The sequence below is a fragment of the Pseudaminobacter salicylatoxidans genome (assembly GCF_003148475.1).
GTDB classification, from domain to species: Bacteria; Pseudomonadota; Alphaproteobacteria; order Rhizobiales; family Rhizobiaceae; genus Pseudaminobacter; species Pseudaminobacter salicylatoxidans.
Genome location: NZ_QGGG01000001.1, coordinates 200567 through 225908, shown reverse-complemented (window position 1 = coordinate 225908; position 25342 = coordinate 200567). Strand labels below are relative to the sequence as shown.

Below are 25342 nucleotides of genomic sequence, written 5' to 3'. Positions count from 1 at the left end.
GCCCGCGATGTAGCTAGGCCTGCTGGATTGCCGAAAGCTTCCATTCCGCGCCGTTCTGGCGGGTGAACGTCCACAATTCGGTGGTTTCCGTCGGCTCGGTGTCGCCGTCGACGATCTTGCCTGTGTCACGCTCGCGGGTCACGTCGCGCGAGGAATAATGCAGCGCGGCCGTCGCATAGTCGCGGTCGCCCTCACGCCAGCTTTCGGCGATATCGGCCTGCAACAGGTTGACATCCGACACCTCGTTCCGCACGCCGTTTTGCGCGTTCTGCGCCAATTCTTCCGACAGGTAGGAAACCATTTCGGGCGTCACCAGACGGCGCAGCGCTCCGTGGTCTTCACGTCCAAACGCTTCCTGCACCTCCGTCAGCATCTGCTGGAACGTATCGAGATCGGCCTGGGTCAGCTTGATGTCCTGCGACGCGACCGCCTCAGCATTGCCGCCAGATCCGGAGCCGATGCCCGGAATGCCGAATGCCGCCGCACCGGTCGCTTCGCGCTGGTGGCTGTCGCCGCGCCCGAAGCCCGCATTCGCCCCGGAAAGGCCTGCCCCGGCCATGGCAGGCGCCTGTCCGCGTGCGGAGCGGAAGAAGCGAAGGGCCAGCATGATCGCACCGCCGATCAACAGCGCCTGGAGGAGAAGGCCGAACATGCCCGCCAGGCCTCCGAAGCCCTGCCCCAGCAAAAGACCGATCAGGCCGCCAAGCAGCAGGCCGCGCATCATCGTTCCGCCGAAGCCGCTCATGAAGCCCGGACGCTGCATGCCGCCGGGCTGCTGGCGGGCTGCCGTGCTGGTCCCGGTATTGGGCGTCATCGAACGCTCGACCGGAGCGGCCGGCGCGGGCGCCGTCCGCGTGGGCGGTGCCGACTGGAAAGTGCGCGTGCCCCGGCTGCCGAAGCTGCCGCCGCGCCGCGCCTCCGCATGATCTATTGCCACCATGGAAAACGCCAGGAAAAGGCCTGCAAACAAGGTTGCAAATCGAATGGTTGGCGAAGTCGGCATCGTCAGTTCCTCAATGAATGCTGTTTGGCTGGTTTGCGCTCGCAATGAGCGATCATGACATGGTGGAGGCGCCGGGGCCTCGATGGTCCGGCTTCAAGCCGGACATCCCGTCGTTTCCCCGTTGCACGCCCGTTAACGGCGAGACACGACAGGGGACGAAGAACAGATCAGGGATGGAAGATGTCATGCGTGGCTCCGAACCGGCTATGTCATGAGCCCGCTCGAACCGAATTGATGTCCTTCGACATCGTGGAACGGACCCCTTTACGCGGTCCGACATCACCGCACCCGAAGGCGACAGTCAGAGGGGCCCGGCCCGCGCGCTCAATTTGGACGCGACGCAGCCAACTTTCAAGGGCGGACTGAGCCGAAAACGCTCTTTCCCGTGTGAAGGACAGGATTGAAGATGGCATTGCCGCACGGATGCTCTTGAGTTTCCTGGCCGGCGCGGTTAAACGGAGCGCACCAGACCGGGCCCCTCTGGCGGTTCCCCTGAACCGTGATGTCGGACTGGATATCCAACAGGTGGCCTGGTGTTCATGGAAACCCATCGACCGTAACGTTTCGCAGTGCAGTCCGCGTCGGGGCACGCAGTGCCGGCGCGAACGCTGATACATTCGGTCGACCCATAGAGCATTCAGGCGCCCCCAAAATGGGTGCCACATGAGCGAACTTCTTACCCCGGAAGCCCTTTCCGCCCTTCTTCAGGTGATCCTGATCGACCTGGTTCTGGCCGGCGACAACGCCATCGTCATCGGACTTGCCGCAGCAGGCCTGCCAAAAGACCAGCGCAACAAAGCCATCCTCATCGGCATCATCGCCGCAACGGTGCTGCGCATCGGCTTCGCCGCCGCAACGACCCAGCTCCTGCAGATTGTCGGACTGCTGCTTGCCGGCGGTATCCTTCTGCTCTGGGTCTGCTGGAAAATGTGGCGGGAACTGCAAGCCGATCACGGCCAGGAGATGGCAGTGGCCGAAGCACTGGAAGGCCGTGACATCAATCAGGACGGACAGATCGCTGCCGGTGCCCCGCGCAAGACTTTCGCCCAGGCCGCATGGCAGATTGTCATCGCCGACGTATCGATGTCGCTCGACAATGTGCTGGCCGTCGCCGGCGCCGCGCGCGATCACCTGGCCATTCTGGTATTCGGCCTGATCCTGTCCATCGCCATGATGGGTCTTGCCGCGACCTATATCGCCCGCCTGCTGCAGCGCTATCGCTGGATCGCCTATGTCGGTCTCGCCATCATTCTTTATGTATCGCTGGAGATGATCTACCGCGGCACCCAAGAGGTTCTGGTTCATATGAACTTCTGAGATCGACACCACGCGGCTCGGCTCGGGAACTGCCCCGGCCGAGCCGCTCCGCCTGAAGCCGGGACATGGCGACGAACGTTGCAGTCACGGTCGCTTCGCGGGCGTTGCCAAAATATTTCTACAGATGCCGGATTTTAGGAATTTTATTCCTGTCTAATCCGGCCAAGTCAGGGCAATGGTGCATCTATCTGAACCAAGGTCCAGACCAAGGCCGATCGCATGCTACGGATAGTCACCTGTCATCGAATGTGCAGCGTCTTCGCATGACGCAGTGGCGATGCTATGTCGCCGGGATGACCAGACTGAAACCGTGAGCTGAAAATGATACTCCCACCTGTCGCGGCCGAAACCGCCCCGCATGAACGCGCGGAAGCTGCGGCGCCCATGATCACCTTCGAGGGCGTGACCAAACGCTTTGGCGAGGGTACGGAGGCCTTCACCGCGCTCGACGGCATCGACATGACCGTCAACCGCGGCGCGATCGCCGGCATCATCGGCCGTTCCGGCGCCGGCAAGTCCACGCTCATCCGCCTCGTCAACGGCCTCGAAAAGGCGACTTCGGGACAGGTGGTGGTGGACGGCACCGAGGTCGGCGGGCTGAACGATGCGGGCCTGCGCGGGCTGCGGCGGGAGGTCGCGATGATCTTCCAGCATTTCAACCTGTTGTCCTCGCGCACCGCCTTCGACAATGTCGCGCTGCCGCTTGAAATCGCCGGCCTCGACCGTAAGGCGATCAGGGCGAAGGTCGGGCCGCTTCTCGATCTCGTCGGCCTCGGCGACAAGGCGACGCGCTATCCGTCGGAACTGTCGGGCGGCCAGAAGCAGCGCGTCGGCATCGCCCGCGCGCTTGCCACCTCCCCGAAGCTGCTCCTGTCCGACGAGGCCACCTCCGCGCTCGACCCGGAAACGACGCAGTCGATCCTGGCTCTGCTGAAGCAGATCAATGCCGAACTCGGCCTGACCGTTCTGCTGATCACGCATGAGATGGAGGTGATCAAGACCATCGCCTCCCATGTCGCGGTCATCGACAAGGGCCGCATCGTCGAGCAGGGCCCCACCTTCGACGTCTTCACCGCCCCGCAGCACGAGACGACGCGCATCCTCTTGTCGTCCACGCTGGGCACCAGCCTGCCGGAATGGCTGCGCTCCGGCCTGAAGGCCGAACCTGCCGCAGGTGACCGCATTCTCGTGCGGCTCACCTTCTTCGGCGCGACGGCCTTCCAGCCGCTGACGGCGCGACTGGTCACCGAGATCGGCGGCGACGTCAACATTCTTGCCGGCGCCATCGAGGAGATCGCCGGTGAACCGTTCGGAACGCTGGTCGTCTCCTATCCGGCCTCGCCCGAGATTCTCGACCGCGCCAATCGCTTCTATGCCGAAACCGGCCTGTCCACGGAGGTGCTCGGCTATGTCGCCTGAAATGCTTTTCGGCCTGCTCTGGAAGTCGTTGCTGCAGACGCTGCACATGGTGGCGGTGTCCGGCCTGATCGGCTCGCTGATCGGCCTGCCGATCGGCGTTTTCCTCGCCACCAGCGGCAAGGGCGAGCTTTTCCCGGCGCCGAAGCTCAACTATGCGATCGGGCTTATCGTCAACGCCGCCCGTTCCACGCCGTTCATCATCCTTGTCGTGGCGATCATTCCGTTCACGCGGCTTCTGACCGGCACGTCGATCGGCACCACGGCGGCCATCGTGCCGTTGACCATCGCCACCATTCCCTTCTTCTCCCGCCTGGTGGAAGCCGCGATCCGGGAGATCGACAAGGGGCTGATCGAGGCGGCCCGCGCCATGGGCGCGACGCCGATGCAGATCGTCTTCAAGGTGCTTCTGGCCGAAGCCCGGCCGGCCATCCTGCTGGCCTTCACCATGACCATCGTCAGCCTGATCGGCTATTCGGCCATGGTCGGCGCGGTCGGCGGCGGAGGCCTCGGCGATCTGGGCATCCGCTACGGCTACCAGCGCTTCATGCCCGACGTGATGCTGGCCGTGGTGATCGTGCTGATCGTTCTCGTGCAGCTCGTCCAGAGCGCCGGCGACGCGCTTGCCCGGCGCTTCGACAAGCGCAACCGCAAGAGCTGATTTCAACCGTTTCCAGTCATGTAACCATCAAGGAGATACACATGATGAAGTTCCTCGCCACGGCGGCGCTTGCCGCCCTCGTCAGCTTCCCGGCGTTTGCCGAAGACATCAAGGTCGGCGTCACGCCCGGCGAGCACGCGCAGATCATGGAGAAGGTCAAGGAAGTCGCCGCCAAGAAGGGCCTCAATATCGAGATCCTGGAATTCTCCGACTATGTCGTGCCGAACCAGGCGCTCGCCGACGGCGACCTCAACGCCAATTCGTTCCAGCACCAGCCCTATCTCGACAACCAGATCGCGGATCGCGGTTTCGATCTCGTCAGCGTCGGCAAGACCATCACCACGCCGATGGGCGTCTATTCCAAGAAGGTGAAGAGCCTCGGCGAAATCGCTGACGGCGCAACCGTCGCCATCCCGAACGACCCGACGAATGGCGGCCGCGCTCTGCTGGTTCTCGCCAAGGAAGGCCTGATCAAGGTCAATCCGGAAGCCGGCCTGAAGGCAGGCCCTGCCGACATCACCGAAAACCCGAAGAACATCCACTTTTCCGAGCTCGATGCCGCGCAGCTTCCGCGCTCGCTGGATGACGTCGATGCAGCCGTCATCAACACCAACTACGCGCTGGAAGCCGGCCTGCATCCCAAGGACGACGCCATCGCCATCGAAAGCAGCGAGTCGCCCTATGCCAACGTGATCGTCGTGCGCAAGGCCGACGAGAATGCGCCGTGGGTCAAGACGCTTGTCGAATCCTATCACGACGACAGCATCAAGGCCTTCATCAATGACGAGTTCAAGGGCGCCCTGATCGCCTCCTGGTAAGTTGCCTTCGGGCCCGAGCCCGTTTCCGCAGAACAGCCTGAACCCCGACGCCCGGCCGACCCCGTGTCAGCCGGGCGTCGTGCATTCTGCTCATTGCAGTTTCTCGATAGCCGCAAGCAGCGCCTCCCTGGATATCTCGCCGACATGGACCGACCGGAGCCGGCCGTCGCTGTCGATAAACAGGGTGCCGGGCAGGCCGGGGATCGCATAATGGCGGCTGAACTCCCCAAGGGAATCGAACAGCACGGTTTCGAGCCTGATCCCCTCGCGCGCAAGATAGCTCTCCACCGCCGCCCTCCCCTCGCCCTGATTGACGAAGACAAAGGCGGCATCGTTGCGGGAAGCGGCGACGTCGGCCATCATCGGCATCTCGCGCCGGCAAGGCGGGCACCATGTCGCCCAGAGATTGACCACGATCGGGCGGCCTTGGAACTCGGCAGGCACGACCATTCGTCCGTTGAGCGCGGCATAGGTGCCGGCAGGCAGAGGCGTCGGCGGGACGCCAGCCGTCAACTGGGTGATGAAGACCGCAACGAAGGCGGCTATCGCGGCGGGCAAAGGCGTCCAGAAAGCAAGGCGCAGATGCCGGCGCAGATAGATGGCGGTGAAGATCGCCGCCGTCGCGATGCCGATCGGCAGCAGGAAGCCGCCCTGCCAAATTGCGATGACGCGCCATGGTTCGGCCATGAAGCTTCCGGCATGGAGGGCGACATGTCCCAGCCGCGCGCCGATAACGAAGGCAACGAATGCCCACCAGGCCCAGGCAGAAAAACGGGCGTCGACTTTCCTTGCCAGCACCTCGCTTGCCAGCAGGAAAGCGGCAATCGCAAGTATCGCGGCAAAGCGGTCGGCGGAAAGCACCAGCGGTCCCAGCGAGATGGCGTTCATGTCACCGCTCCACTAATGCGGCCGAGGCGAGCAGGCTGTCGGCGGTAACGTCTCCGACAAGCCGTGAGCCAGCGATTTCGCTGCGATCGGCGTCAAAGAAGATCATCGTCGGCGGTCCTACCACCGCCAGATCGCGCATCAACGCCTGGTTCTGTTCGTCGAGCGTCGAGAGATCGACCTCCACAAGCTGGAAATCGCGAAGGCCCGCGACGATTTCGGGTGCAGGAAGGACATTGCGCTCGACTGTCTTGCAGGTGACGCACCAATCCGCTGTGAAGTAGACGAGGCTCGGCCTGCCTTGCGACCGCGCCAGCGTGGCCTGCAGATCCTGCGCGGAGGACGCCGAGGCAGATACAAGAGCATCGGCCCCGGTCGCCGGACCCGCCCGGGCCATCAGATGCGCCAGCGGCCGCAGCGGATCGCTTCCGCCCGAGGCCGCACCGATGGCAAGAACCAGCGCCATCATCGAAAGCGCGACACCGATCGTCTTGCGAAACCGCATCGCGACCGTCGCATCGCGCGTAATGCCGTCGAACGCCCCGATGAACACGGCCGCTCCAATGAGCAGCACGGCCCACAGCATAAGCTCTGCCGGACCAGGCAGAATACGCCCCGCCATCCAGACAGCGGCGGCGAGAAAGACAAAGCCGAAGACGCGCTTGACATGCTCCATCCAGGCGCCGGCGCGTGGCAGCGCCCGGCTCCCCAATGTCCCGAAGGCGATCAGCGGAATGCCCTGCCCCAGACCCAGCGCAAAGAGTGCCGCAGCCCCCAGCCGCGCATCGCCGGTTTGCGCAATATAGAGAAGCGCAGCTGCCAGCGGTGCGGTCACGCAAGGGCCTACGATCAGCGCCGAGGTGAAACCTATCGCCGCCGCGCCGCCAAGCGAGCCCCGCCGCCCATATTGGGTGCCTGCAACGCGGTTGACCCATGCGGAAGGTAACTGCAACTCGAACATGCCGAACATCGAGGCGGCCAGCACCACGAAAAGCACGGCGACGGCGCCTACCGCATAGGGGGATTGCAGAACCATTTGCAGGTTTTGCCCCGACCAGGCGGCGACGATGCCAAGAAGGCCGAATGCTGTCGCCATGGCCAGAACATAGGCGAGCGAGAGCACGAAACCGCGCTTTGCCGTCAGCGCTTCGCCCTCGCGTGCCAGCGTGGCGCTCAGGATCGGATACATCGGCAGAACGCAGGGCGTGAAGGCAAGAAGCAGGCCGAAAGCAAGGAAGCTTGCAATCACCCAGAGCGCGCCGCCGCTGGCGAGCAGGGACTGGATCAGCCCGCCGCCGGCATCCTTGGCGATCTCGAATCCCGGCGACGACGGCTTGTCCTCATCGACAGCCGAAGCGGCCCCGTCCAGCCCGAACCCGACGCTTGCCTCAGAGACCTCCAGCGTTTGGGTGTCGATCGTGCGCGTAACCGGAGGATAGCAAATCGAATCCTTCTTGCAGCCCTGATAGCTCAGCGTCACCGTACCGGAGACCTCTCGGTCGAGGCTTGCCGAAGCCTCCCCATAATAGACTTCGGAGGGGCCGAAATTGGGGTCGTCCTCGACAGTTCCGGGCCGGGTGCGCAGTTCGATCTCGCGACCCGCCGCAGCGTCGCGCGCCTGCAATTGGCTGCGGTAGAGATAGTAGCCCTCGGCAATCGTCCAGCGGAAGATCATACCCCCGCTCTCCTCCCGTTCGGCGGAGAACTGGAATGCCTCGTCGGCCTGCAGCAGATCGGGCTGCTGCGCAAGCGAGGAAGAAGCTCCGAGGAACAGGAAAAGAAGGGCTAGCAATATCTTGGGCATGGGCTCACGCGGCTGATTGTTGATCTTCCGCCGAATGACGGGCCCGTCTTAAGGCAGCCTTAAGGGACCCGGCAGCCGCCCTCCGCGGAGGGACGCGCCATGCATCCGACAAAAATCATATACTAAATTGTTTAAATTACATATTGTACTTGCCCAGGCTTTGGCCGAGCGGTTAGTCTGCCTGCGTAGGGTACAGGACATTGCAACCCGAAGGGATGCTTGCATGACGCAACGAACGGTTCAAACAACGGCTTCAGATACCCCGAAGGGAGGAAGCCCCGTGCGCTTTGCCGGAGTGAGCAAGCGCTACGGTGATTTCGTAGCCGTGCATACGCTGGACATCGACGTCGAAGCCGGCGAGTTCCTGTCCTTTCTCGGCCCCTCCGGCTCGGGCAAGACCACGACCCTGATGATGCTGGCTGGCTTCGAAACGCCGAGTTCCGGCGACATCTTCGTGGGCGACACCCGCATCACCGACATGCCGCCCGCCCGGCGCAATATCGGCATGGTGTTCCAGAGCTATGCGCTGTTTCCGCACATGACGGTCGAGCAGAATGTCGGCTTTCCGCTCAGAATGCGCGGCATGGCGAAAGCGGAGCGCGCGCGCGCCGTGGGCCGCGTGCTCGAAATCGTCGGGCTGAAAGGGCTGAACCATCGCTTTCCCCGCCAGCTTTCCGGCGGACAGCAGCAACGCGTGGCGCTGGCGCGTGCGATCGTCTTCGAACCGCCGGTGCTGCTGATGGACGAGCCCCTCAGCGCGCTGGACAAATATCTGCGCAGTCATCTGCAGGGCGAGATCAAGCGCATCCAGCGCGAACTCGGCATCACCGTCATCTATGTTACGCATGATCAGGACGAGGCCATGACCATGTCCGACCGCATCTGCGTGATGAACGAGGGCCGCATCTGCCAGATCGACGCCCCGGAAACCCTGTACCGCAAGCCGAACGACGTTTTCGTGGCCGGTTTTCTCGGCGAATCCAACATGCTGGCAGCACAGGATGCGCGGTTCGAAGGGGGATCGCTGTCGGTTTCCCTTGCCGGCGACACCGTGGCGCTACCGGTCAAACGCGCGCCCGCATCCGAAATCGTCGTCTCGGTGCGCCCGGAGCATCTGAGCGTTTCGGCGGCCGCCGATGGCACGGCCTGCATCACTGATGTCACTTATGTGGGCGACCATCGCCGCTACGAGGTCCTGCTGGCTGACGGCAGGAAGCTGGCGGTCAAGTCGCAGATCGTCGATGACAGCGCGCCTATCGGGCCGGGCGAGAAGGTGAAGGTCGCATGGCCCACCCACCAGATGCGCGTATTCTCCGACGGGGCGACGCTGCAATGACGACCCGTTCCCGCCATGGCCTGCTGGTTCTTCCGCTGCTGGCCTTTCTCGTCATCGCCTATCTGGCGCCCGTGACCCTGATGCTGGCGCGCACGGCTGGCGAATCCTTCGGCTTCGAACCGCTGCGTCAGGTCATTGCCTCGCCAGTCGCGGTTAAGGTGTTTCTCTATACGCTTGAGACCGCGGTCTGGGTGACGCTCATCACGCTGGTCCTTGCCTATCCGCTGGCCTTCTTCATCGCCACCGCGCGCGCCCTCACGGCAAGCATCCTCATGGCCGTTGTGCTGGTTCCCTTCTGGACCAGCATATTGATCAGGTCCTATGCCTGGATGGTGCTTCTCGGCAGGAAGGGCATCATCAACGAGTTGCTGGTATCCGTGGGACTGCTGAGCCAGCCGCTCAAGCTGCTGAACACCGGCTTTGCCGTCTATATCGGCATGGTGCATGTGCTGCTGCCCTTCATGATCCTGCCCATCCTTGCGTCCCTGAAGGGCATCGACGGCAGGCTGGTGGCGGCGGCGGAGAATCTCGGCGCCGGTCCGGTGTCGGTGTTCCGCCATGTCATCCTGCCGCTCTCCATGCCGGGCGTGCTGGCCGGCACCGTGCTGGTCTTCGTGCTCGCCCTCGGCTTCTACATCACCCCCGCCCTTCTCGGCGGCCCTTCGGACATGACGATCTCCATGCTGATCGCACAGGAAGTGGACCTCTATCGCTGGGATGTCGGCGCGGCCATGGCGGCGTTGCTGCTGGTCATGACCCTTGTGGCCCTGCTGGGGTTCAGCCGGTTCGTCAGTCTGGACAAGATCCTGGGAGGTGCGAAATGACGGGTTACGCCATCACCCTTTCAAGCCCGCTGGCGCGGGCGCTGCTGGGCATCGTCGCACTGGCGGTGGCGCTGTTCCTGATCGTGCCGGTGCTGGTGATCGTGCCGCTGTCGTTCTCCTCGGGCAGCTTCCTGTCCTTTCCTCCGCCGGGCTTCAGCCTGCGGTGGTATCAGCAGCTCTTCTCGCGCAGCGACTGGATGGACTCCGCCTGGCTCAGCATCTGGATCGCCTGCGTCGTGGCGTTGCTTTCCACGGTGCTGGGCACGGCAGCCTCATTCGGGCTGGTGCGCGGAAAGTTTCCGGGGCAGCGCCTGCTGGTCGCCTTCATCCTGTCGCCGCTCATCATCCCCGGCATCATCGTCGCCATCGCCGTCTACTTCTTCTATGCGCGGCTGCAACTGGTCGGTTCGCCGGTCGCGATCGCGGTGGCGCACACCGCACTGGCGGTGCCCTTCGTGGTCGTCAACGTCTCAGCCTCTCTGCACGGTTTTGACAAACGCCTGGAAATGGCCGCGCAAAATCTCGGCGCCGGCGCCTTCGATACGTTCCGTCTCGTCATTCTGCCCAGTATCCGGCCCGGTGTCGTTGCGGGCGCGTTATTTGCCTTCATCACCTCCTTCGACGAACTGATCGTCGCGCTGTTCATCGCCGGCCCGTCGCAGGTCACGCTGCCGCTACGCATGTGGGAAAGCATGCGCTCGTCACTCGAGCCCACCCTGGCCGCTGTATCGACACTGGCCGTCGTCGCCTCGGTGTCGCTTTTCCTGTGCGCCTCATGGCTGCAAAGGCGCGCCCAGGCAGGCGCCGGCAAGGTGGTTCGGGAGGGTGCATGATGACTGCCGCAAAGCTGATCCGCGCCGGAATGGTCGTCGCCTTCCAGCAGGGCGAGCACCGATTGCTGAAAAACGGATGCGTCGTGGTCGAGGGCGACCGCGTCGTCCATGTCGGTCCTGAGGTCGAAGGCAGCTTCGAAGAAATCCTGGACCTGCCCGATGCGCTGCTGACGCCGGGGCTGATCGACATGCACGCGCATCTGACCAGCGCTTCCTACGACCGCTCCTATGTCGAGGATGTCGGCAAGCCCGGCTTCTGGTTCTCCGGCCTTCCCGAACTGCTGCCGGCAATCGGCGCGGCGATGGACGAGGAGGCCCAGCGCGCCGCCGTGGACTATTCCATGGCCGAACTGACCCGGAGCGGCACGACGACGGTGTTCGAGATCGGCTGGCTGGGCGACTATACCGCCGCAGCGGTCGAGCGCGCCGGCCTCAGGGCCTATATCGGCGAAGGCTATGGTTCGGCGCGCTGGCGCACGCTGGACGGCAAGCGCATGAGCTACGACTGGAAGCCAGATGGCGGCATGGAGGGGCTGGAGGCCGCGGCCACCTTCGTGAAGCGGATCGAGGGTCGCGCCGGAGGTCGCATCCGTGGCATGCTGACGCCGATGCAGGTGGCCATGGCCACGCCCGAACTGCTGCAGCGCACCCGCGCCGTCGCCGCTGAACTCAACGTGCCGGTGACGTTGCATACCGCCGAAGCGGTATTCGAGTTCCACGAAATGGTTCAGCGGGAGGGCATGACGCCGGTGCAATGGCTGGCCGCGCAGGACTTCCTCGACGAGCGCACCATTCTCGGCCATTGTGTCTTCACCAGCGGCAATTCGTGGGTGCGGCATCCTGGCGACGACCTTGCCCGGCTGGCCGACAGCGGCGCGTCTGTGGCGCATTGCCCATGGGTCTTTGCCCGGCGCGGCATCGCCATGGAAAGCTTTGCCGCCTATCTCGAGGCTGGCATCACCATGTGCCTGGGCAGTGACACCGCGCCCCAATCCATCCTCCACGCGATGCGCCATGCCGCCATCATTTCAAAGTTGCAGGAACATGATTGCCGCAAGCCCACGGCCGTCGAGGTTTTCAACGCCGCCACCCTCGCGCCCGCGCGCGTTCTCGGACGCGATGATCTGGGACGCATCGCGCCGGGCGCGAAGGCGGACCTTCTCTTGTGGGACATGACCGGCTTTTCCATGGTCCCCTGCCGCGATCCGATACGCAATCTGGTCTATTATGCCGGCAGCGAAGATCTTCACCACGTCATGGTCGATGGCGAGTGGCTGATGACGGACAAGGCCCTTCTGAAAATCGATGAAGCATCGGCGCGCGGCAATCTGGCCAGAGCGGCGCAACGTATCTGGGAGGCGGTCGGCCCCGGAGACTGGGCCGGGCGCGGCATAGACCAGTTATCACCACAAAGCCTGAAGGAGTTCCAGTGACTTTGGACACCACTACTGCCGAATCCGGTTACAACGCGTCCGGCAGCCAGGTCGATCTCGCCTATGGGATGATCGAGGACATGATCGTGACCATGGAACTCGCCCCCGGCTCGCGCATAGCCGAGTCCGCGCTCGTCAGCCGCCTCGGCATCGGCCGCACGCCTATTCGCGAGGCATTGCTGCGTCTGGCGGCGGACCAGCTTCTGACATGGCTGCCGCGCCGTGGCATGGTGGTGCCTGAGATCAACATCCAGCTCCAGCTCAAGGTCTTCGAGACGCGCAAGGCGCTCGAAATGCTGCTTGTTCCGGCCGCCGCGCGGCGGCGGACCCAGGCCGAGGCTCAGGCGATCGCGCAGATCGCAGCCGAGTTCCGGCGCCTGCTCGGCTCGGAGCGCAATCTGGAGCTGTTGCGGCTCGACCGTCGTTTCATCGCCACGCTGATCGAGGTATCGCGCAATCCGTTCCTGCACCTGATCGAGCCCCTCTACTCGCTTTCACGCCGCTTCTGGCTGGCGCATCGGGATCTCTACCGGACACGCTTCCGGGACGAGACCTTGACCGAATTCCACATCCGCATCGCCGATGCGGTCGCGGAAGGAGACGAGGAAATGGCTCTTCGCCATGCCAAGGACTTCATGAACTACGTCGAAGAATACACGCTCTATCTCGGCACCGAACTGTCGCTTCCGGAAAGAAAATGACGATGACGAACACAGAGCGTTCCACCGGTGGCGGAGCCACCCTTATCCGCAACGCGGAATGGGTCGTGGCCTATGACGCGGACGGCGACTGCCACCGCTATCTTCGCGACACCGACGTCGCCTTCCGCGGCGACCGGTTCGTCGATCCGGGCACGCTCGATCGAACCGATATAGAAGAGGTCATCGACGGTCGCGGCCTGATGATCATGCCGGGCTTCGTCAACATCCATGCCCATCCGGGCTTCGAAACGATGCTGAAGGGGCTGACCGAAGAGGTCGGCAGCCGCAAGCTGTGGATGAGTTCTCTCTACGAGTATCTCTTCCTGTTCGACACGACCAGCGAGGGCATGGTGGCCGCCACGCAGGTCGCCTTGTCGGAGCTGATGCAGAGCGGCGTGACGACGGTCTGCGACCTGTCCACCCCGCATGAAGGCTGGATCGAGACGCTGGGCGCCAGCGGCATGCGCGCCTATGCAGCGCCGATGTTCCGCTCGGGACGGTGGTACACCGAGAACGGCCACGAGGTTCTCTACGAATGGGATATTCCCAAGGGCCGCAAGCGCATGGAGACGGCCCTCGCCGAGATCGACACTGCGATCGCCCATCCGAGCGGGCGACTTTCGGGCATGTTGTGCCCCGCACAGATCGACACCTGCGACGCGGACATGTTCCTTCAGGCTCAGGCGGAAGCGAAGACGCGCGGCCTGCGCATCCAGACGCATGCCTCGCAGAGCGTGGTCGATTTCCAGGAGATCATGCGCCGCCATGGCCGCACGCCTGTCGGCTGGCTGGACGAACTGGGTTTGCTTGGCCCGGACATGATCGTCGGCCACGGCATCTTCCTCGACCACAATGACTGGCTGCGCTGGCCCGACAGCCACGACCTCGGGCTTCTGGCGGAAACAGGAACCAGCGTGGCGCATTGCCCGACCGTTTTCATCCGGCGTGGCATCACGCTCCAGCATATCGGCCGTTACCTGAAGGCCGGCGTCAATCTCGGGCTGGGCACCGACACCTATCCGCACAATTTCCTCGATGAGATCCGCAACGCCATCTACGCCGCGCGCATCACCTCTCGCGACGTGGCCGAGGTGGATGCACGCTCACTCCTGCATGTCGCCACGCTCGGCGGGGCGCGGGCGTTGGGACGCAGCGACATCGGGCGCGTTTCACCCGGCGCGAAGGCCGATTTCTTCACGGTCGACCTGCGTCACCCGACCATGCGCCCGCTCTACGACCCGGTGCGCAGCCTGTTCTACAGCGCAGGCGAACGGCCGGTCCGTGACGTCTATGTCGATGGCCGCCGCGTGGTGAAGGATGGCACCGCGCTTGCTTTCGACATCGCGGCCGCCATGGACCGGCTGGAGGCTGCCCAGCGCGTTTCGGCCGCCGATGTCGAAAAATACGATTGGGGGCAGCGACCGGTGAGCGAACTGATGCCGCCCGTCCTGTAGTTTCAGGGATCGGACAGCAAGAGGCCGGAGAAGCGTACCGGCCGACAGATCCAGCAAATCATCGAAGCGCCATTGCATTGCGGTGTCTTCTCATCCGCCTCGCGGACAACCCCATTCGGCCGCACGGCAACGGCACGCGGCCATTCTTGAGGAAAGGAATTCAACGATGAACGGTGCGGATCGCCTGTGCGACGGGTTGCTGGCCAACGACGTGGACGTGTGCTTTGCCAATCCCGGCACATCCGAAATGCATTTCGTAGCGGCGCTCGACCGCAAACCGCAAATGCGCTGCATTCTGGGCTTGTTCGAGGGCGTCGTCACCGGGGCCGCCGATGGCTATGCGCGCATGGCCGGCAAGCCGGCTTCCACCCTGCTGCATCTCGGACCGGGATTGGGCAACGGCATCGCCAATCTGCACAATGCCAAGCGCGCCCGGACACCGATGATCAACATCGTCGGCAACCATGCCACCTACCACCGGCAATATAATGCGCCGCTCAACAGCGACGTGGAAACCCTCGCCGCGCCAATGTCGGACTGGGTGCGCAGCACCGAAAGCGCGACCGAAATCGGCGCGGACCTGAACGACGCCTGGATCGCCGCCGTCGGCACTCCCGGTGTCGCCACGCTGATCCTGCCGGCCGACACCGCCTGGAACGACGTGCCGGACGCGCCGGTCGCGCGCGCGCAACGCCCGGCGCCAAGGCCGTTCGAGGCGGCGGTGGCCGCGCAGGTGCGGCAGGCCATTTCCCGGGGCATGCGCGTGGCGCTCCTGCTCGGGGCGGAGGCGCTGAAAGGCAAGGCGCTGGAGATTGCCGGCAGGATCGCCGCCCATAGCGGCGTACGGTTGCTGTGCCAGACATCGGTGGCGCGCGCCGAGCGCGGTGCCGGCCGCGTGGTGGTCTCGCCCCTGCCCTACCGCATCGAGGCAGCCGTCAAGGCCCTCGAGAATGTCGACATGCTGGTTCTGGTCGGCGAAGACGAGCCCGTGGCGTTCTTTGCCTATCCGGGGCGGCCGAACAAGCCGGCGCGACCCGATGCGGCGGTGATCGAATATGCGCCTCCCGGCGCGGACCTTCTCGAAGCACTCGGCCATCTGGCGCAGGAACTGGGCGCGGAACGGGCGCAAGCCATCCTTTCGCGCGCCGAACTGCCCGAAGCGCCACAGGATGGCGCCCTGACGGGCGAGTTGGTCACTCAGCTTGTCGCACGCATGCTGCCGGATCAGGCGATCGTGGTGGACGAATCCATCACCGCTGGCTGGCGTTTCGGCGAACAGGCGCGCGGGGCCGCGCAGCATGACGTGCTGGATCTGACCGGCGGCGCCATTGGCATCGGCCTGCCATTGTCCACGGGCGCGGCGGTGGCTTGTCCCGACCGCAAGGTCGTCTGCCTGCAGGCTGACGGAAGCGGCATGTACACCATCCAGGCATTGTGGACGCAGGCGCGAGAGCAGCTCGACGTGGTGACGGTCGTCTTTGCCAACCGCACCTATTCCACCCTGCATGGCGAGATGCGCAATGTCGGCGTCAACGATTTCGGCGAGAACGCACGCCGGATGCTGAACCTCGACACACCCGCGCTGGATTGGGTGGCGCTGGCGAAGGGCCACGGGGTGGAAGCCGCCCGCGCCGGGACGGTAGCGCAATTCACCCAACTGCTGGCTTCGGCCATCGGCCGCAAGGGGCCATTTCTGATCGAAGCCGTGATCTGAAGCAGGCGGAAGGGCGGGCCGTGAGCTGTGAGGAGGAGGTCGCTGCCGGCACCGGCCCGGAGCGTGCGGGAACGACGTTCGGGCAGCAGATGCTGCTCCTGTTCCCGCTTGTCCTGGGAATGCTGGGCATGCAGGCGGCCGCCGGCGTGCTGGGCACCGGCATTCCGTTGCAAATGGCGTTGTCGGCCGTGTCGCCCGAAACGATCGGGCTGGTCGCCTCCGCCTATGCGGCCGGCTTTGCTGCCGGCTGCCTGATTTCGCCGGCCCTGATCGGGCGGTTCGGCTACCGCAAGGCGCTCGCCTGCTTCGTAATGCTACAGGCCGCGGCAACTGTCTGCCTGGCACTCCTTCCGTTCGAGGGGTGGATAGCGCTGCGCGCGGTGATGGGAGCATGTGGAGCCGGGGCTGTCGTCATCACCGAGGGTTGGGTCAACACTGCCGCTCCCGCCGAAGTGCGCGGGCGCATTTTCGGTACGGTCAACATGCTGGGCCGCATGGCCATGGTCGCGGGACAGGCCGTCGCCGCTTTTCCCTGGGCGCTGGGCACCCTCGCCTTCGCCGGGCCGGCAGTGCTCTATGCCATTGCCCTCGCCTTCATGGTCCCTTCCGTGCATGGCCATCCCGTCACCGCCGCCACAAGAGGCGCGGGGCTCAGCCGATCCCTGTCCTTCCTCGAGACGCCGGCAGTCGCGGCCGTGGGCGTGATCTATGTCGGCGCGGTCGGCACGACTTTGATCAGCGTCGCGCCTGCCTGGGGCGTGCTCGTCGGCATGTCTTCGGCTGCGGCGGCCATGCTGACCGTTTCGGTGCAGATCGGCTCCTTCGTGTTTCAGGGTCCGCTGCTGTGGTTGTCGGACAGGATGGACCGCCGTCTCGTCATCCTGTTTGCCGCGATCGTCACCGCGATTTGCGCGCTGGTGCTTCTGGCAATCCCCTCCGGTCATCAGGCGCCGCTGTTCCTGATCTACGCGCTGATCGGTGGCGTATCGCTGCCGGTCTATGCGCTCTCCTTCGCCACCGCCTTCGATCATGGCGGCGCAGTCGCCAATTTCAGGCTGTCCAGCGGGCTGTTGTTCAACTGGGCGCTGGGCGCGGTGATTGGCCCCACCGTCGCGACGGCTGCCATCGCCCGGTACGGCCCGGAAGGGCTTCTGCATTTTCTCGTTCTTACGAGTGCTGCCGTCGCACTTTTGCTGGCCGGACTGATACGCCGCGCCGGTCACCCGAATGCACCATCAAAATAATATATTATTTGCGAGAAATTTCATATTTTCATTTGCATACTGTGTGGCGGCTGGCTAGCATCCGATCGGGAAATTTTTCGGGGATGCAGCCGGGATGGAGGCGCCCTTCAAGACGCAAATAGACCGCGGCGCATCATTTGCGCGAACCCAGTGGAGGAGAGGATGGAAGACAAGACCAGCAGGCGAGACCTGAACCGCAGGCTCAGGCAATCGGTCAACGTGCCGCCGACCGCGCGACGCGATTTTCTGAAACTGTTCGGCGGCGTTGCCGCACTTGCCATGGCGGGGCCGCTGCTTCCGCGGCACGCCTTCGCGCAGGAAGCGCAGATGCCGGAATTCGACACGATCCCGGATGCCTGGAAGGGATCCGGCGAGGTCGTGGTCGTCACATGGGGCGGCATCGGCACCGACATGCAGCGCAAGGCCTGGTTCGAGCCGTTCGAGAAGCTGTGCGGCATCAAGGTCGTGGAAGCCATCGGCCCCGATCCGGCCAAGCTGAAGGCCATGGTCGACACCAAGACCGTGGCGTGGGACGTGTGCCAGATCGGCCGCGGCGCCATGATCGAACTGATGAAGCAGGGCGATTATCTTGCGCCCATCGACTACAGCATCGTCGAGGACGGCGTTACCGCCGACTACCGCTCCGAGCATGGGCTGGACATCGTTCCCTACTCGCAGAACATCGCCTATCGCTCCGACGTGTTTCCCGAAGGCCCCACGAACTGGGTGGACTTCTTCGACCAGGAGCGCTTCCCCGGCGGACGCACCATGCCGATCGCGACCAAGGGCAACATTCCCGAACTCGTCGGCGCGCTGCTGGCGGACGGCGTCGATCCCAAGGACGTCTATCCGATCGACATCGACCGCGCGATCAAGAAACTTTACGAGATCAAGCCCGCTGTCGTGAAGTGGTGGGAATCGGGCGCACAGCCCATGCAGATGCTGATCGACAACGAAACGCCCATTGCCACGGCATGGAACGGCCGCGTCAAGGCCGCCAAGGATGAAGGACATCCGCTCGAACTGGTGTGGAATGGCGGCATGGTTCTCAACAATGCCTGGCTGATCCCCAACGGCGCGCCGAACCTGAGCAACGCGCAGAAATTCGTGGCCTTCAGTTCGTCGGCCATCGCGCAGGCGCGTTACTCCACGCTGCTGCCCTACGGCTACACCAATGTCGATTCCGCCAAATATCTGTCGCCGGAGATCCTCAAGCATCTGCCGACCTCGCCGGAGAACTATTCGGTGATGGTGCCTTACCGGCATGAATGGTGGGCAGAGAACCGGCCCGAGGTGATCGAGAAGTTCAACCAGATGATGTTGTCCTGACCCGACAAACAGACACGCCCGGCCTCGACGCCGGGCGTGTCCTGCTTTTCCTTTCTGAGATCAGGAGACGGGTGAACATGCTCGAGCGCACCCCTGTGGATACCGTTGTCGTGAACGGCAGGCTCTATACGATGGTGTCTCCGGGAAAGTCGGTGGAGGCGCTGGCCATCGCCAATGGCAGAATTGTCGCCCGCGGCACCAGCGCCGACATTCTCGCCTTCGCGCCGGACGCACGCGTGGTGGATTGCGAAGGCCGAGCCGGCATCCCGGGCATCATCGACAGCCATTGCCACCCCGACATGCAGGGCGCGCGGCTCGGCCGCTGGCACGATTTTTCCGATGGCGCGATCCAGGACCGTGCGCAATTGCTCGATCTCGTCGCCCGCGCGCTCGACGGCAAGCCCGGCGACCACTGGTTCGTCGGGTATCGCTTCGATGACCGCGATGGCGGCTATCCGCTGATCGAGGAACTGGACAGGGCGGCAGGCGGCAGGCCCGCCTTCATCTACCGGCGCTGCGCGCAGATGGGTTTTGCCAACAGTGCCGCGCTTGCTGCCATCGGCTTTTCCGCTGCGACGCAGGATCCGCCTTTCGGTCGTATCGAGCGCGATGAACGCGGCACGCCGACCGGCCTGCTGCGGGCGCGCGCGGCGCATATGATGATCGAGCACATCCAGGCCGACTATACGGCCGACGACTTCCGGCGCGGACTGGTGCGGGTATTCGATGAGTATCTGTCCTACGGCGTGACCTCGGTCCACAACAGCCTCACCCAGACCCAGGCCATCAAGGCCTATCAGGACATGCGGGACGCCGGCGAGTTGAAAGTGCGCGTCGGTATGCTGGCCACGGGCCGCGACGACGATCTCGTCCGCGCAGTGGTGCGCTCGGGCTTGCGCACCGGCTTCGGCGACGAATGGCTGAAGCTGATCGGCGTGGAATGGGTCGGTGACGGTTCCACGTCCGGGCGCACGGCCGCCTATAACGAACCTTATGTCGGTGAACCGGTGCTGGGCGAGCCGCCGAACAATCGCGGCGCGCTGCTGCTCGACCGCGCCGAACACACGCGCCGCGTCACGCAGGCCCATCTGGCGGGGCTGATGGTTTGCACCGACGCCATGGGTGATCGGGGGATCGAGCATGTGCTGGACATCTATGAGGATGTTCTGGCCGCCCATCCCCGCGCCGACCATCGGCTGCGCATCGAGCATTGCTGCGCCGTTACGCCAGCGATCCTGGAACGGCTGAAGCGCAGCGGCATCGTGTGTTCCTCGGCCGCCGGCTTCGCGTGGGACCTCGGTGACGCCCATATCGACAATCGGGGGGCGGCGGCGATGAAGAACATGTGGCCGCATCGCGCGATGATCGATGCGGGCGTCATGGCGCCCGCCCATTCCGACGCTCCGGTCTGCACCGTCAACCCCTTTGCGGCCATGTCGGCTCTGGTCAACCGCAAGACCCGAAGCGGGCGTTCGCTCGATTCCTCGCAGGCCATCACTGTCTACGAGGCGCTTTGCGCCTACACCCGTCTTGGCGCATGGGCGGGACGGGAGGAGGCGATCAAGGGCGATCTCGGCCTTGGCAAGCTGGCAGACCTTTGCCTGCTCGACCGCGATCCCTTCGAGATTCCGGAAGAAACCCTGGCCGATGTGGTCGTGACGAAAACACTGGTCGGCGGCGACGTCATGTTCGACCGCGCAACGACAAAGGCAGCCTGACATGCAGCACGCGGACACCATACTCACCGGCGGACGGATTTTCCTTGGCCTTGAAGAAGGAGAAGCCGAAGCGCTGGCCATAGCTGGCAGCCGCGTTCTGGCCAGTGGCTCCAACGAGGAAATCCGCACATTGGCGGGGCCATCGACCCGCGTCATCGACCTTGCCGGCCGCGCTGCCACACCGGGGCTGATCGATGCCCATCTGCATCTCCTGACACTTGGCCTTGGCATGGGCGAGATCAACCTTCGGCCGGAGACGGGAACATCCTCGATCGACCACATCCTGTCCGCAGTGCGCGACGCAGCGGCGCGGACACCGCCGGGCGGCTGGATCAAGGGACGAGGCTACGATCACAACGAACTGGCGGAACGCCGCCATCCGACGCTTGCCGAACTCGACAGCGTCGCGCCGGACCATCCGGTCTTTCTGGAACGCACCTGCGGCCATCTGGCCGTAGCCAACAGCGCGGCGATGCGCCTTGCCGCCATCACCGGGGAGACGCCCGACCCGGCGGGTGGTTTCATCGAGCGCCGCGACGGCGAGCTGACCGGCCTGCTGGCCGAGCGCGGCATGCGTTTCGTCGTCGATATCCTGCCCAAGCCCAGCCGCGACGAGATGGTCGCGGCGATCGAACGGGCTGGCCGCTTCATGCTCTCGCAAGGCTTCACCGGCGTGATGGACGCGGCCATCGGCATGAATTTCGGCGAGGCTGAAGTCGACGCCTTCGAAGCCGCGGCAAGGACGGACCGCATGCCGCTCGATGTCTGGGCCTGTCTCTACGGAGATCCCGGTGGCGTGCTCGAATCCGCATGGGAGCGGGGCTTGCGCTTCGGCACCAGCAACGGCCGGCTGCGCTATGGCGCTGCAAAACTGTTCACCGACGGTTCGGCCGGCAGCCTGACGGCGGCAGTGAGCCTGCCCTATCTCGCCGGGGAGCCGGGCAACACCGGCGTCCTGTGCTTCAAGACCGAGGAGTTGCATGGCCATATCCGCCGCTTCCACGAACTTGGCTACCAACTCGCCATCCACGCCATCGGCGATGTCGCCATCGAACAGGTGCTTTCGGGGATCGAGGCCGCCGATTCCGCGGCGCATCCCATCGCCGGGCGCAGGCATCGCATCGAGCATTGCGGCTATCTCGACGCCGGACAGATGGCGCGCATGGCCACCGCCGGAATCTACCCGGCGCCGCAGCCGATATTCATGTACGAATTCGGCGACCTCTACGTCACCAATCTCGGCAGCGAGCGGGCGACCACAGCCTATCCGATGCGCGGCTTCCTGGATGCCGGCCTCATGCCCTCGGCCAGTTCCGACGCGCCGGTCGCCACCACCGATCCGTTCAAGAACCTCTACACGATGGTGACGCGTCGCAGCCGTGGCGGCACGCTGCTCGGCGAAGACCAGCGCCTGTCCCTGCAGGAGGCATTGCACTGCTACACCGCCTGCAGCGCCTTTTCACAGTTCGCCGAGCACGAAGTCGGCAGGCTGGCGCCGGGTATGCGTGCCAATGTGACGATCTTCTCGCACGACATCTTCTCGGTGCCGGCCGAGGTGCTGCGTGACGATGTGCGCTGCGACATGACGCTGCTCGACGGAGACGTCGTCCACGGCGGATGACGGTCTTGTCGTTCGACACCGTTTGAAGCGCATCGGGGTGATCGGTCGTACAGCGTCACGACCGGTCACGATACCTTTCAGAGGGACCTCCTCAGCCACTTCGCCAGCACACCGACGATGCCTTCGCGGAACATCAGCACGGCTATGACGAAGACGACGCCCTGCACCACAGTGACCCACGCGCCGAGGCTGGCCAGGTAATTCTGCATCGTGATGATGATCGCAGCACCGACCATGGGGCCGAATATCGTTCCCATGCCACCGAGCAATGTCATCAGCACCACCTCGCCGGACATACCCCAATAGACATCGGTGAGCGACGCCAGTTGAACCACGATCGCCTTGGTGGCTCCGGCAAGACCGGACAATGTGGCCGACAGCACGAACACCGCCAGCTTGTAGTGGTCGGTGCGGTAGCCGAGCGACACGGCTCTGGCCTCATTGTCGCGGATCGCCTTCAACACCTGCCCGAAAGGGGAGTGGACGATGCGATAGATGAGGAGCATCCCCAGCAGGAAAATAGTCGCCACGACATAGTAGAGCGTCATCGTGTTGGAGAGGTCGAGCACACCGAACATATATCCCCGCGGGACCGCCTGAATGCCATCCTCGCCTCCGGTAAAGGGGGCCTGCAACGCGAAGAAATAGATCATCTGGGCGAAGGCCAGGGTGACCATCGCAAAGTAGATGCCCTGTCGACGGATAGCGAGGGCGCCAAAGACGAGGCCGAGGCCGGCCGCGGTGAGCACGCCTGTAAGAATGGCAAGCTCGGGCGAGAAGCCCCAGACCTTGGCGGCATGCGCGGAGACATAGCTCGCCATGCCGAAATAGGCGGCATGGCCAAACGACAGGAGCCCGCCATACCCCAGCAGGAGGTTGAAGGCGGAGGCAAACAGCGCGAAGCACAGGAGCTTCATCAAAAAGAACGGATAAAGCAGGCCTGGCGCGACCAGAAGAATGGCGGCGAGGCCCAGGAAAATCATCACATGCACGCGCTTGCCGCGGGCGGTTCGCTCGGCAAGGGCGGTGCCGGCGGGAGCCACCGGTTCTGCTTCGGCGCTCATGTCAGACCTCCCTTCCGAACAGCCCGGCCGGCTTCACAAGGAGCACGATCGCCATGATGATGAAAATGACCGTCGCGGCCGCTTCCGGATAGAAGACCTTGGTCAGCCCCTCGACAAGGCCCAGCGCGAAACCGGTAACGATAGCGCCAAGGATGGAGCCCATGCCGCCAATCACGACAACGGCGAAAACGACGATGATGAGGTTCGAGCCCATCATGGGATTGACGGCATAGATCGGCGCGGCCAGCACGCCCGCAAAGCCGGCAAGCGCAACGCCAAATCCGTAAGTGAGCGTGACGAGCAGCGGCACGTTGATGCCGAACGCCTGCACCAGCGTCGGATTTTCCGTTGCCGCGCGCAGATAGGCCCCGAGCCTGGTCTTTTCGATCATGAACCAGGTGGCGAGGCAGACGATGAGCGAAGCCACGACCACCCACCCCCGATAGAGCGGCAGGAACATGAAGCCGAGATTGATGCCGCCGGCCAATTGCGGGGGGATGGCATAGGCAAGGCCCGACACGCCATAGGCATTGCGGAACAAGCCTTCGATGATCAGCGCGAGGCCGAAGGTCAGAAGCAGGCCATAGAGATGGTCGAGCTTGTAGAGCCGCGAAATCATCGTCCGTTCGATGACGATGCCCACAGCCCCCACGATCAGCGGCGCCAGGACAAGTGCGGGCCAGTATCCGATGCCGAGATAGGTGAGCAGCATCCAGCCGACGAACGCACCCATCATGTATTGGGCGCCGTGGGTGAAGTTGATGATGTTGAGAAGCCCGAAGATCACCGCAAGGCCGAGGCTCAGCGTTGCGTAGAAAGCACCATTGATGAAGCCGAGCAGCAACTGACCGTAGAGTGCGGCGGCAGGAATGCCAAAGATTTCAGCCATCGGACCTTGTTCCGTGAGGGTGTTGCCCGGAAGCAGACGCTCCCGGGCAGGTCGTTGCAATGTTATTGGACCAGGCTACAGCCACCATCGGCCAGCGGGCGGAAGGCTTCCGCGGCCGGGATCGTGGCGACTGTCTTGTAGAGGTCCCAATCGCCCGTGGATTCTTCCGGCGTCTTGACCTCGAAAAGGTACATATCGTGGATATGACGGCCGTCAGCACGGATTTCACCCTTGCCGAACAGCGGGTCGTCCGACGGAGTTTCCTTCATCTTGGCCATCACGGTGCCGGCATCCTTGCTCCTGGTCGCTTCGACCGCCTTCAGATAGTGGAGCACGGAGGCGTAGACGCCGGCCTGAACCATCGTCGGCATGGCGCCGCCATGTCTCTCGCCGAAGCGCTTGGAAAACTCCCGCGTGCCGTCGTTCTGGTCCCAGTAAAAGGCTTCCGTCAGGACCAGTCCCTGGGCGGTGCTCAGCCCGAGCGCTTTGACGTCGGTGACGAAGGTCAGCAGGCCGGCGAGCTTCTGGCCACCTTGAACGATGCCGAACTCTGCGGCCTGCTTGATGGCATTCGTGGTGTCGGCGCCGGCATTTGCCAGACCGATGACCTTGGCGCCCGAACTCTGGGCCTGCAGCAGGAAGGACGAGAAGTCCTGGCCGGGGAAGGGATGGCGCACGCTGCCGAGCACCTTGCCGCCGGCCTTCTCGACCACGGCGGAGGTGTCGCGCTCAAGCGCATGGCCGAATGCATAGTCGGCGGTCAGGAAGAACCAGGTGTCGCCACCCGCCTTGACCATGGCGCCGCCGGTGCCGTTCGCCAGCGCCCAGGTGTCGTAGGTCCAGTGGACGGTGTTGGGCGAGCAGGCTTTACCGGTGAGATCAGACGCGCCGGCGCCGGAGTTGATGAAGATCTTGTTCTTTTCCCTGGTGATCTCGCTAACCGCAAGCGCCACCGAAGAGGTCGGCACGTCGAGGATGACATCGACGCCGTCCTGATCATACCACTGACGGGCGATGCTCGAGCCGATGTCCGGCTTGTTCTGGTGATCGGCGGAGATCACTTCGACATTGATGCCCTTGTCCGCCGCCTTGAAATCTTCCACCGCCATCCTGGCGGCGACGACCGAGCCTTCGCCCGAGAGGTCGGCATAGGTGCCGGACCGGTCGTTCAGCACGCCAAGCTTCACATCGATCTTGTCCTGGGCCAGCGCGCTGCCCGCCATCAAAGCCGCCGCGGCTGCGGCCAGGATTAGTTTCGCGACCTTCATTTGTCCTCAC

Annotated in this window: 21 protein-coding genes; 15 read left to right on the top strand and 6 right to left on the bottom strand. The window is 64.0% G+C overall.

The features are described 5' to 3' along the window. Positions 1-13 precede the first annotated feature (13 nt). The gene (locus C7441_RS01000) at positions 14-1003 is read right to left on the bottom strand and encodes a Tim44 domain-containing protein (RefSeq protein WP_109611323.1); all 990 of its coding nucleotides are present in this window, start codon (positions 1001-1003) and stop codon (positions 14-16) included. Between the two features lie 663 nt (positions 1004-1666). Here C7441_RS01000 and C7441_RS00995 point away from each other — a divergent pair. The 4 genes from C7441_RS00995 to C7441_RS00980 all read left to right on the top strand — a co-directional run bounded on the left by C7441_RS00995 (position 1667) and on the right by C7441_RS00980 (position 5215). Further along, positions 1667-2320, top strand: coding sequence for a TerC family protein (locus C7441_RS00995; protein ID WP_109611322.1), 654 nt, complete (start codon positions 1667-1669; stop codon positions 2318-2320). 384 nt (positions 2321-2704) lie between these two features. Then, positions 2705-3739, top strand: a complete 1035-nt coding sequence (locus C7441_RS00990; protein ID WP_109611591.1) for a methionine ABC transporter ATP-binding protein — start codon at positions 2705-2707, stop codon at positions 3737-3739. Beyond that, positions 3729-4397 carry a methionine ABC transporter permease gene (locus tag C7441_RS00985; RefSeq protein ID WP_109611321.1) on the top strand — a complete coding sequence of 223 codons (669 nt, stop codon included), beginning with the start codon at positions 3729-3731 and terminating at the stop codon, positions 4395-4397. Before C7441_RS00990 ends, C7441_RS00985 begins: the two co-directional genes overlap by 11 nt. Before the next feature lie 41 nt (positions 4398-4438). Beyond that, positions 4439-5215, top strand: coding sequence for a MetQ/NlpA family ABC transporter substrate-binding protein (locus C7441_RS00980; protein WP_109611320.1), 777 nt, complete (start codon positions 4439-4441; stop codon positions 5213-5215). Between the two features lie 90 nt (positions 5216-5305). Here C7441_RS00980 and C7441_RS00975 read toward each other — a convergent pair whose 3' ends face one another. Both C7441_RS00975 and dsbD read right to left on the bottom strand, forming a co-directional pair. Then, the gene (locus tag C7441_RS00975) at positions 5306-6103 is read right to left on the bottom strand and encodes a TlpA disulfide reductase family protein (protein WP_109611319.1); all 798 of its coding nucleotides are present in this window, start codon (positions 6101-6103) and stop codon (positions 5306-5308) included. A gap of 1 nt (position 6104) precedes the next feature. Next, entirely contained in the window at positions 6105-7904 is a 1800-nt protein-coding gene (dsbD, locus tag C7441_RS00970) for a protein-disulfide reductase DsbD (RefSeq protein WP_109611318.1), read from the bottom strand. 280 nt (positions 7905-8184) lie between these two features. Here dsbD and C7441_RS00965 point away from each other — a divergent pair, with 280 nt between their 5' ends. The 11 genes from C7441_RS00965 (at position 8185) to C7441_RS00915 (ending at position 22111) form a co-directional block, all read left to right on the top strand. After that, a complete protein-coding gene (locus C7441_RS00965) occupies positions 8185-9240 on the top strand; it encodes an ABC transporter ATP-binding protein (RefSeq protein ID WP_244916019.1) in 1056 nt (351 codons plus the stop codon). Then, positions 9237-10064 (top strand): ABC transporter permease, encoded by an 828-nt coding sequence (locus tag C7441_RS00960; protein ID WP_109611316.1) that lies wholly within the window; start codon positions 9237-9239, stop codon positions 10062-10064. The genes C7441_RS00965 and C7441_RS00960 overlap by 4 nt, the downstream gene beginning before the upstream one ends. Continuing rightward, positions 10061-10897, top strand: a complete 837-nt coding sequence (locus C7441_RS00955; RefSeq protein WP_019173664.1) for an ABC transporter permease — start codon at positions 10061-10063, stop codon at positions 10895-10897. Before C7441_RS00960 ends, C7441_RS00955 begins: the two co-directional genes overlap by 4 nt. Next, positions 10894-12330, top strand: a complete 1437-nt coding sequence (locus C7441_RS00950) for an amidohydrolase family protein (protein WP_109611315.1) — start codon at positions 10894-10896, stop codon at positions 12328-12330. Before C7441_RS00955 ends, C7441_RS00950 begins: the two co-directional genes overlap by 4 nt. Next, complete coding sequence (locus C7441_RS00945) at positions 12327-13031, top strand: GntR family transcriptional regulator (protein ID WP_146201423.1); 705 nt, start codon at positions 12327-12329, stop codon at positions 13029-13031. Before C7441_RS00950 ends, C7441_RS00945 begins: the two co-directional genes overlap by 4 nt. Beyond that, complete coding sequence (locus tag C7441_RS00940) at positions 13028-14485, top strand: amidohydrolase family protein (RefSeq protein WP_109611313.1); 1458 nt, start codon at positions 13028-13030, stop codon at positions 14483-14485. Before C7441_RS00945 ends, C7441_RS00940 begins: the two co-directional genes overlap by 4 nt. Before the next feature lie 166 nt (positions 14486-14651). Then, positions 14652-16199: an acetolactate synthase large subunit gene (locus C7441_RS00935; RefSeq protein ID WP_109611312.1), complete on the top strand. Its 1548-nt coding sequence runs from the start codon at positions 14652-14654 to the stop codon at positions 16197-16199. A gap of 20 nt (positions 16200-16219) precedes the next feature. Continuing rightward, positions 16220-17443 (top strand): MFS transporter, encoded by a 1224-nt coding sequence (locus tag C7441_RS00930; RefSeq protein ID WP_109611311.1) that lies wholly within the window; start codon positions 16220-16222, stop codon positions 17441-17443. A 162-nt stretch (positions 17444-17605) separates the two neighbouring features. Beyond that, on the top strand, positions 17606-18772 hold the full coding sequence (locus C7441_RS00925) for an ABC transporter substrate-binding protein (protein WP_109611310.1): 1167 nt from the start codon (positions 17606-17608) through the stop codon (positions 18770-18772). Between the two features lie 77 nt (positions 18773-18849). Continuing rightward, complete coding sequence (locus C7441_RS00920) at positions 18850-20490, top strand: amidohydrolase (protein ID WP_109611309.1); 1641 nt, start codon at positions 18850-18852, stop codon at positions 20488-20490. A 1-nt stretch (position 20491) separates the two neighbouring features. Beyond that, complete coding sequence (locus C7441_RS00915) at positions 20492-22111, top strand: amidohydrolase (protein ID WP_109611308.1); 1620 nt, start codon at positions 20492-20494, stop codon at positions 22109-22111. Between the two features lie 77 nt (positions 22112-22188). Here the strand turns inward: C7441_RS00915 and C7441_RS00910 are convergent, their stop codons facing one another. From C7441_RS00910 to C7441_RS00900, 3 genes are all read right to left on the bottom strand, one after another. After that, entirely contained in the window at positions 22189-23175 is a 987-nt protein-coding gene (locus tag C7441_RS00910) for a branched-chain amino acid ABC transporter permease (RefSeq protein ID WP_109611307.1), read from the bottom strand. Between the two features lies 1 nt (position 23176). Continuing rightward, positions 23177-24064 (bottom strand): branched-chain amino acid ABC transporter permease, encoded by an 888-nt coding sequence (locus C7441_RS00905; RefSeq protein WP_109611306.1) that lies wholly within the window; start codon positions 24062-24064, stop codon positions 23177-23179. A 62-nt stretch (positions 24065-24126) separates the two neighbouring features. Beyond that, a complete protein-coding gene (locus C7441_RS00900) occupies positions 24127-25332 on the bottom strand; it encodes an ABC transporter substrate-binding protein (protein WP_109611305.1) in 1206 nt (401 codons plus the stop codon). Positions 25333-25342: the final 10 nt, after the last annotated feature.

What these genes read in the sequence shown, in the direction of transcription:
- C7441_RS00940 (WP_109611313.1), top strand. Translation starts at nt 13,028, where the DNA reads ATGACGATGACGAACACAGAGCGTTCCACCGGTGGCGGAGCCACCCTT.
- C7441_RS00905 (WP_109611306.1), bottom strand. Translation starts at nt 24,064, where the DNA reads ATGGCTGAAATCTTTGGCATTCCTGCCGCCGCACTCTACGGTCAGTTG.
- C7441_RS00950 (WP_109611315.1), top strand. Translation starts at nt 10,894, where the DNA reads ATGATGACTGCCGCAAAGCTGATCCGCGCCGGAATGGTCGTCGCCTTC.
- C7441_RS00985 (WP_109611321.1), top strand. Translation starts at nt 3,729, where the DNA reads ATGTCGCCTGAAATGCTTTTCGGCCTGCTCTGGAAGTCGTTGCTGCAG.
- C7441_RS01000 (WP_109611323.1), bottom strand. Translation starts at nt 1,003, where the DNA reads ATGCCGACTTCGCCAACCATTCGATTTGCAACCTTGTTTGCAGGCCTT.
- C7441_RS00975 (WP_109611319.1), bottom strand. Translation starts at nt 6,103, where the DNA reads ATGAACGCCATCTCGCTGGGACCGCTGGTGCTTTCCGCCGACCGCTTT.
- C7441_RS00995 (WP_109611322.1), top strand. Translation starts at nt 1,667, where the DNA reads ATGAGCGAACTTCTTACCCCGGAAGCCCTTTCCGCCCTTCTTCAGGTG.
- C7441_RS00955 (WP_019173664.1), top strand. Translation starts at nt 10,061, where the DNA reads ATGACGGGTTACGCCATCACCCTTTCAAGCCCGCTGGCGCGGGCGCTG.
- C7441_RS00960 (WP_109611316.1), top strand. Translation starts at nt 9,237, where the DNA reads ATGACGACCCGTTCCCGCCATGGCCTGCTGGTTCTTCCGCTGCTGGCC.
- C7441_RS00990 (WP_109611591.1), top strand. Translation starts at nt 2,705, where the DNA reads ATGATCACCTTCGAGGGCGTGACCAAACGCTTTGGCGAGGGTACGGAG.
- C7441_RS00935 (WP_109611312.1), top strand. Translation starts at nt 14,652, where the DNA reads ATGAACGGTGCGGATCGCCTGTGCGACGGGTTGCTGGCCAACGACGTG.
- C7441_RS00910 (WP_109611307.1), bottom strand. Translation starts at nt 23,175, where the DNA reads ATGAGCGCCGAAGCAGAACCGGTGGCTCCCGCCGGCACCGCCCTTGCC.
- C7441_RS00915 (WP_109611308.1), top strand. Translation starts at nt 20,492, where the DNA reads ATGCAGCACGCGGACACCATACTCACCGGCGGACGGATTTTCCTTGGC.
- C7441_RS00925 (WP_109611310.1), top strand. Translation starts at nt 17,606, where the DNA reads ATGGAAGACAAGACCAGCAGGCGAGACCTGAACCGCAGGCTCAGGCAA.
- dsbD (WP_109611318.1), bottom strand. Translation starts at nt 7,904, where the DNA reads ATGCCCAAGATATTGCTAGCCCTTCTTTTCCTGTTCCTCGGAGCTTCT.
- C7441_RS00980 (WP_109611320.1), top strand. Translation starts at nt 4,439, where the DNA reads ATGATGAAGTTCCTCGCCACGGCGGCGCTTGCCGCCCTCGTCAGCTTC.
- C7441_RS00920 (WP_109611309.1), top strand. Translation starts at nt 18,850, where the DNA reads ATGCTCGAGCGCACCCCTGTGGATACCGTTGTCGTGAACGGCAGGCTC.
- C7441_RS00900 (WP_109611305.1), bottom strand. Translation starts at nt 25,332, where the DNA reads ATGAAGGTCGCGAAACTAATCCTGGCCGCAGCCGCGGCGGCTTTGATG.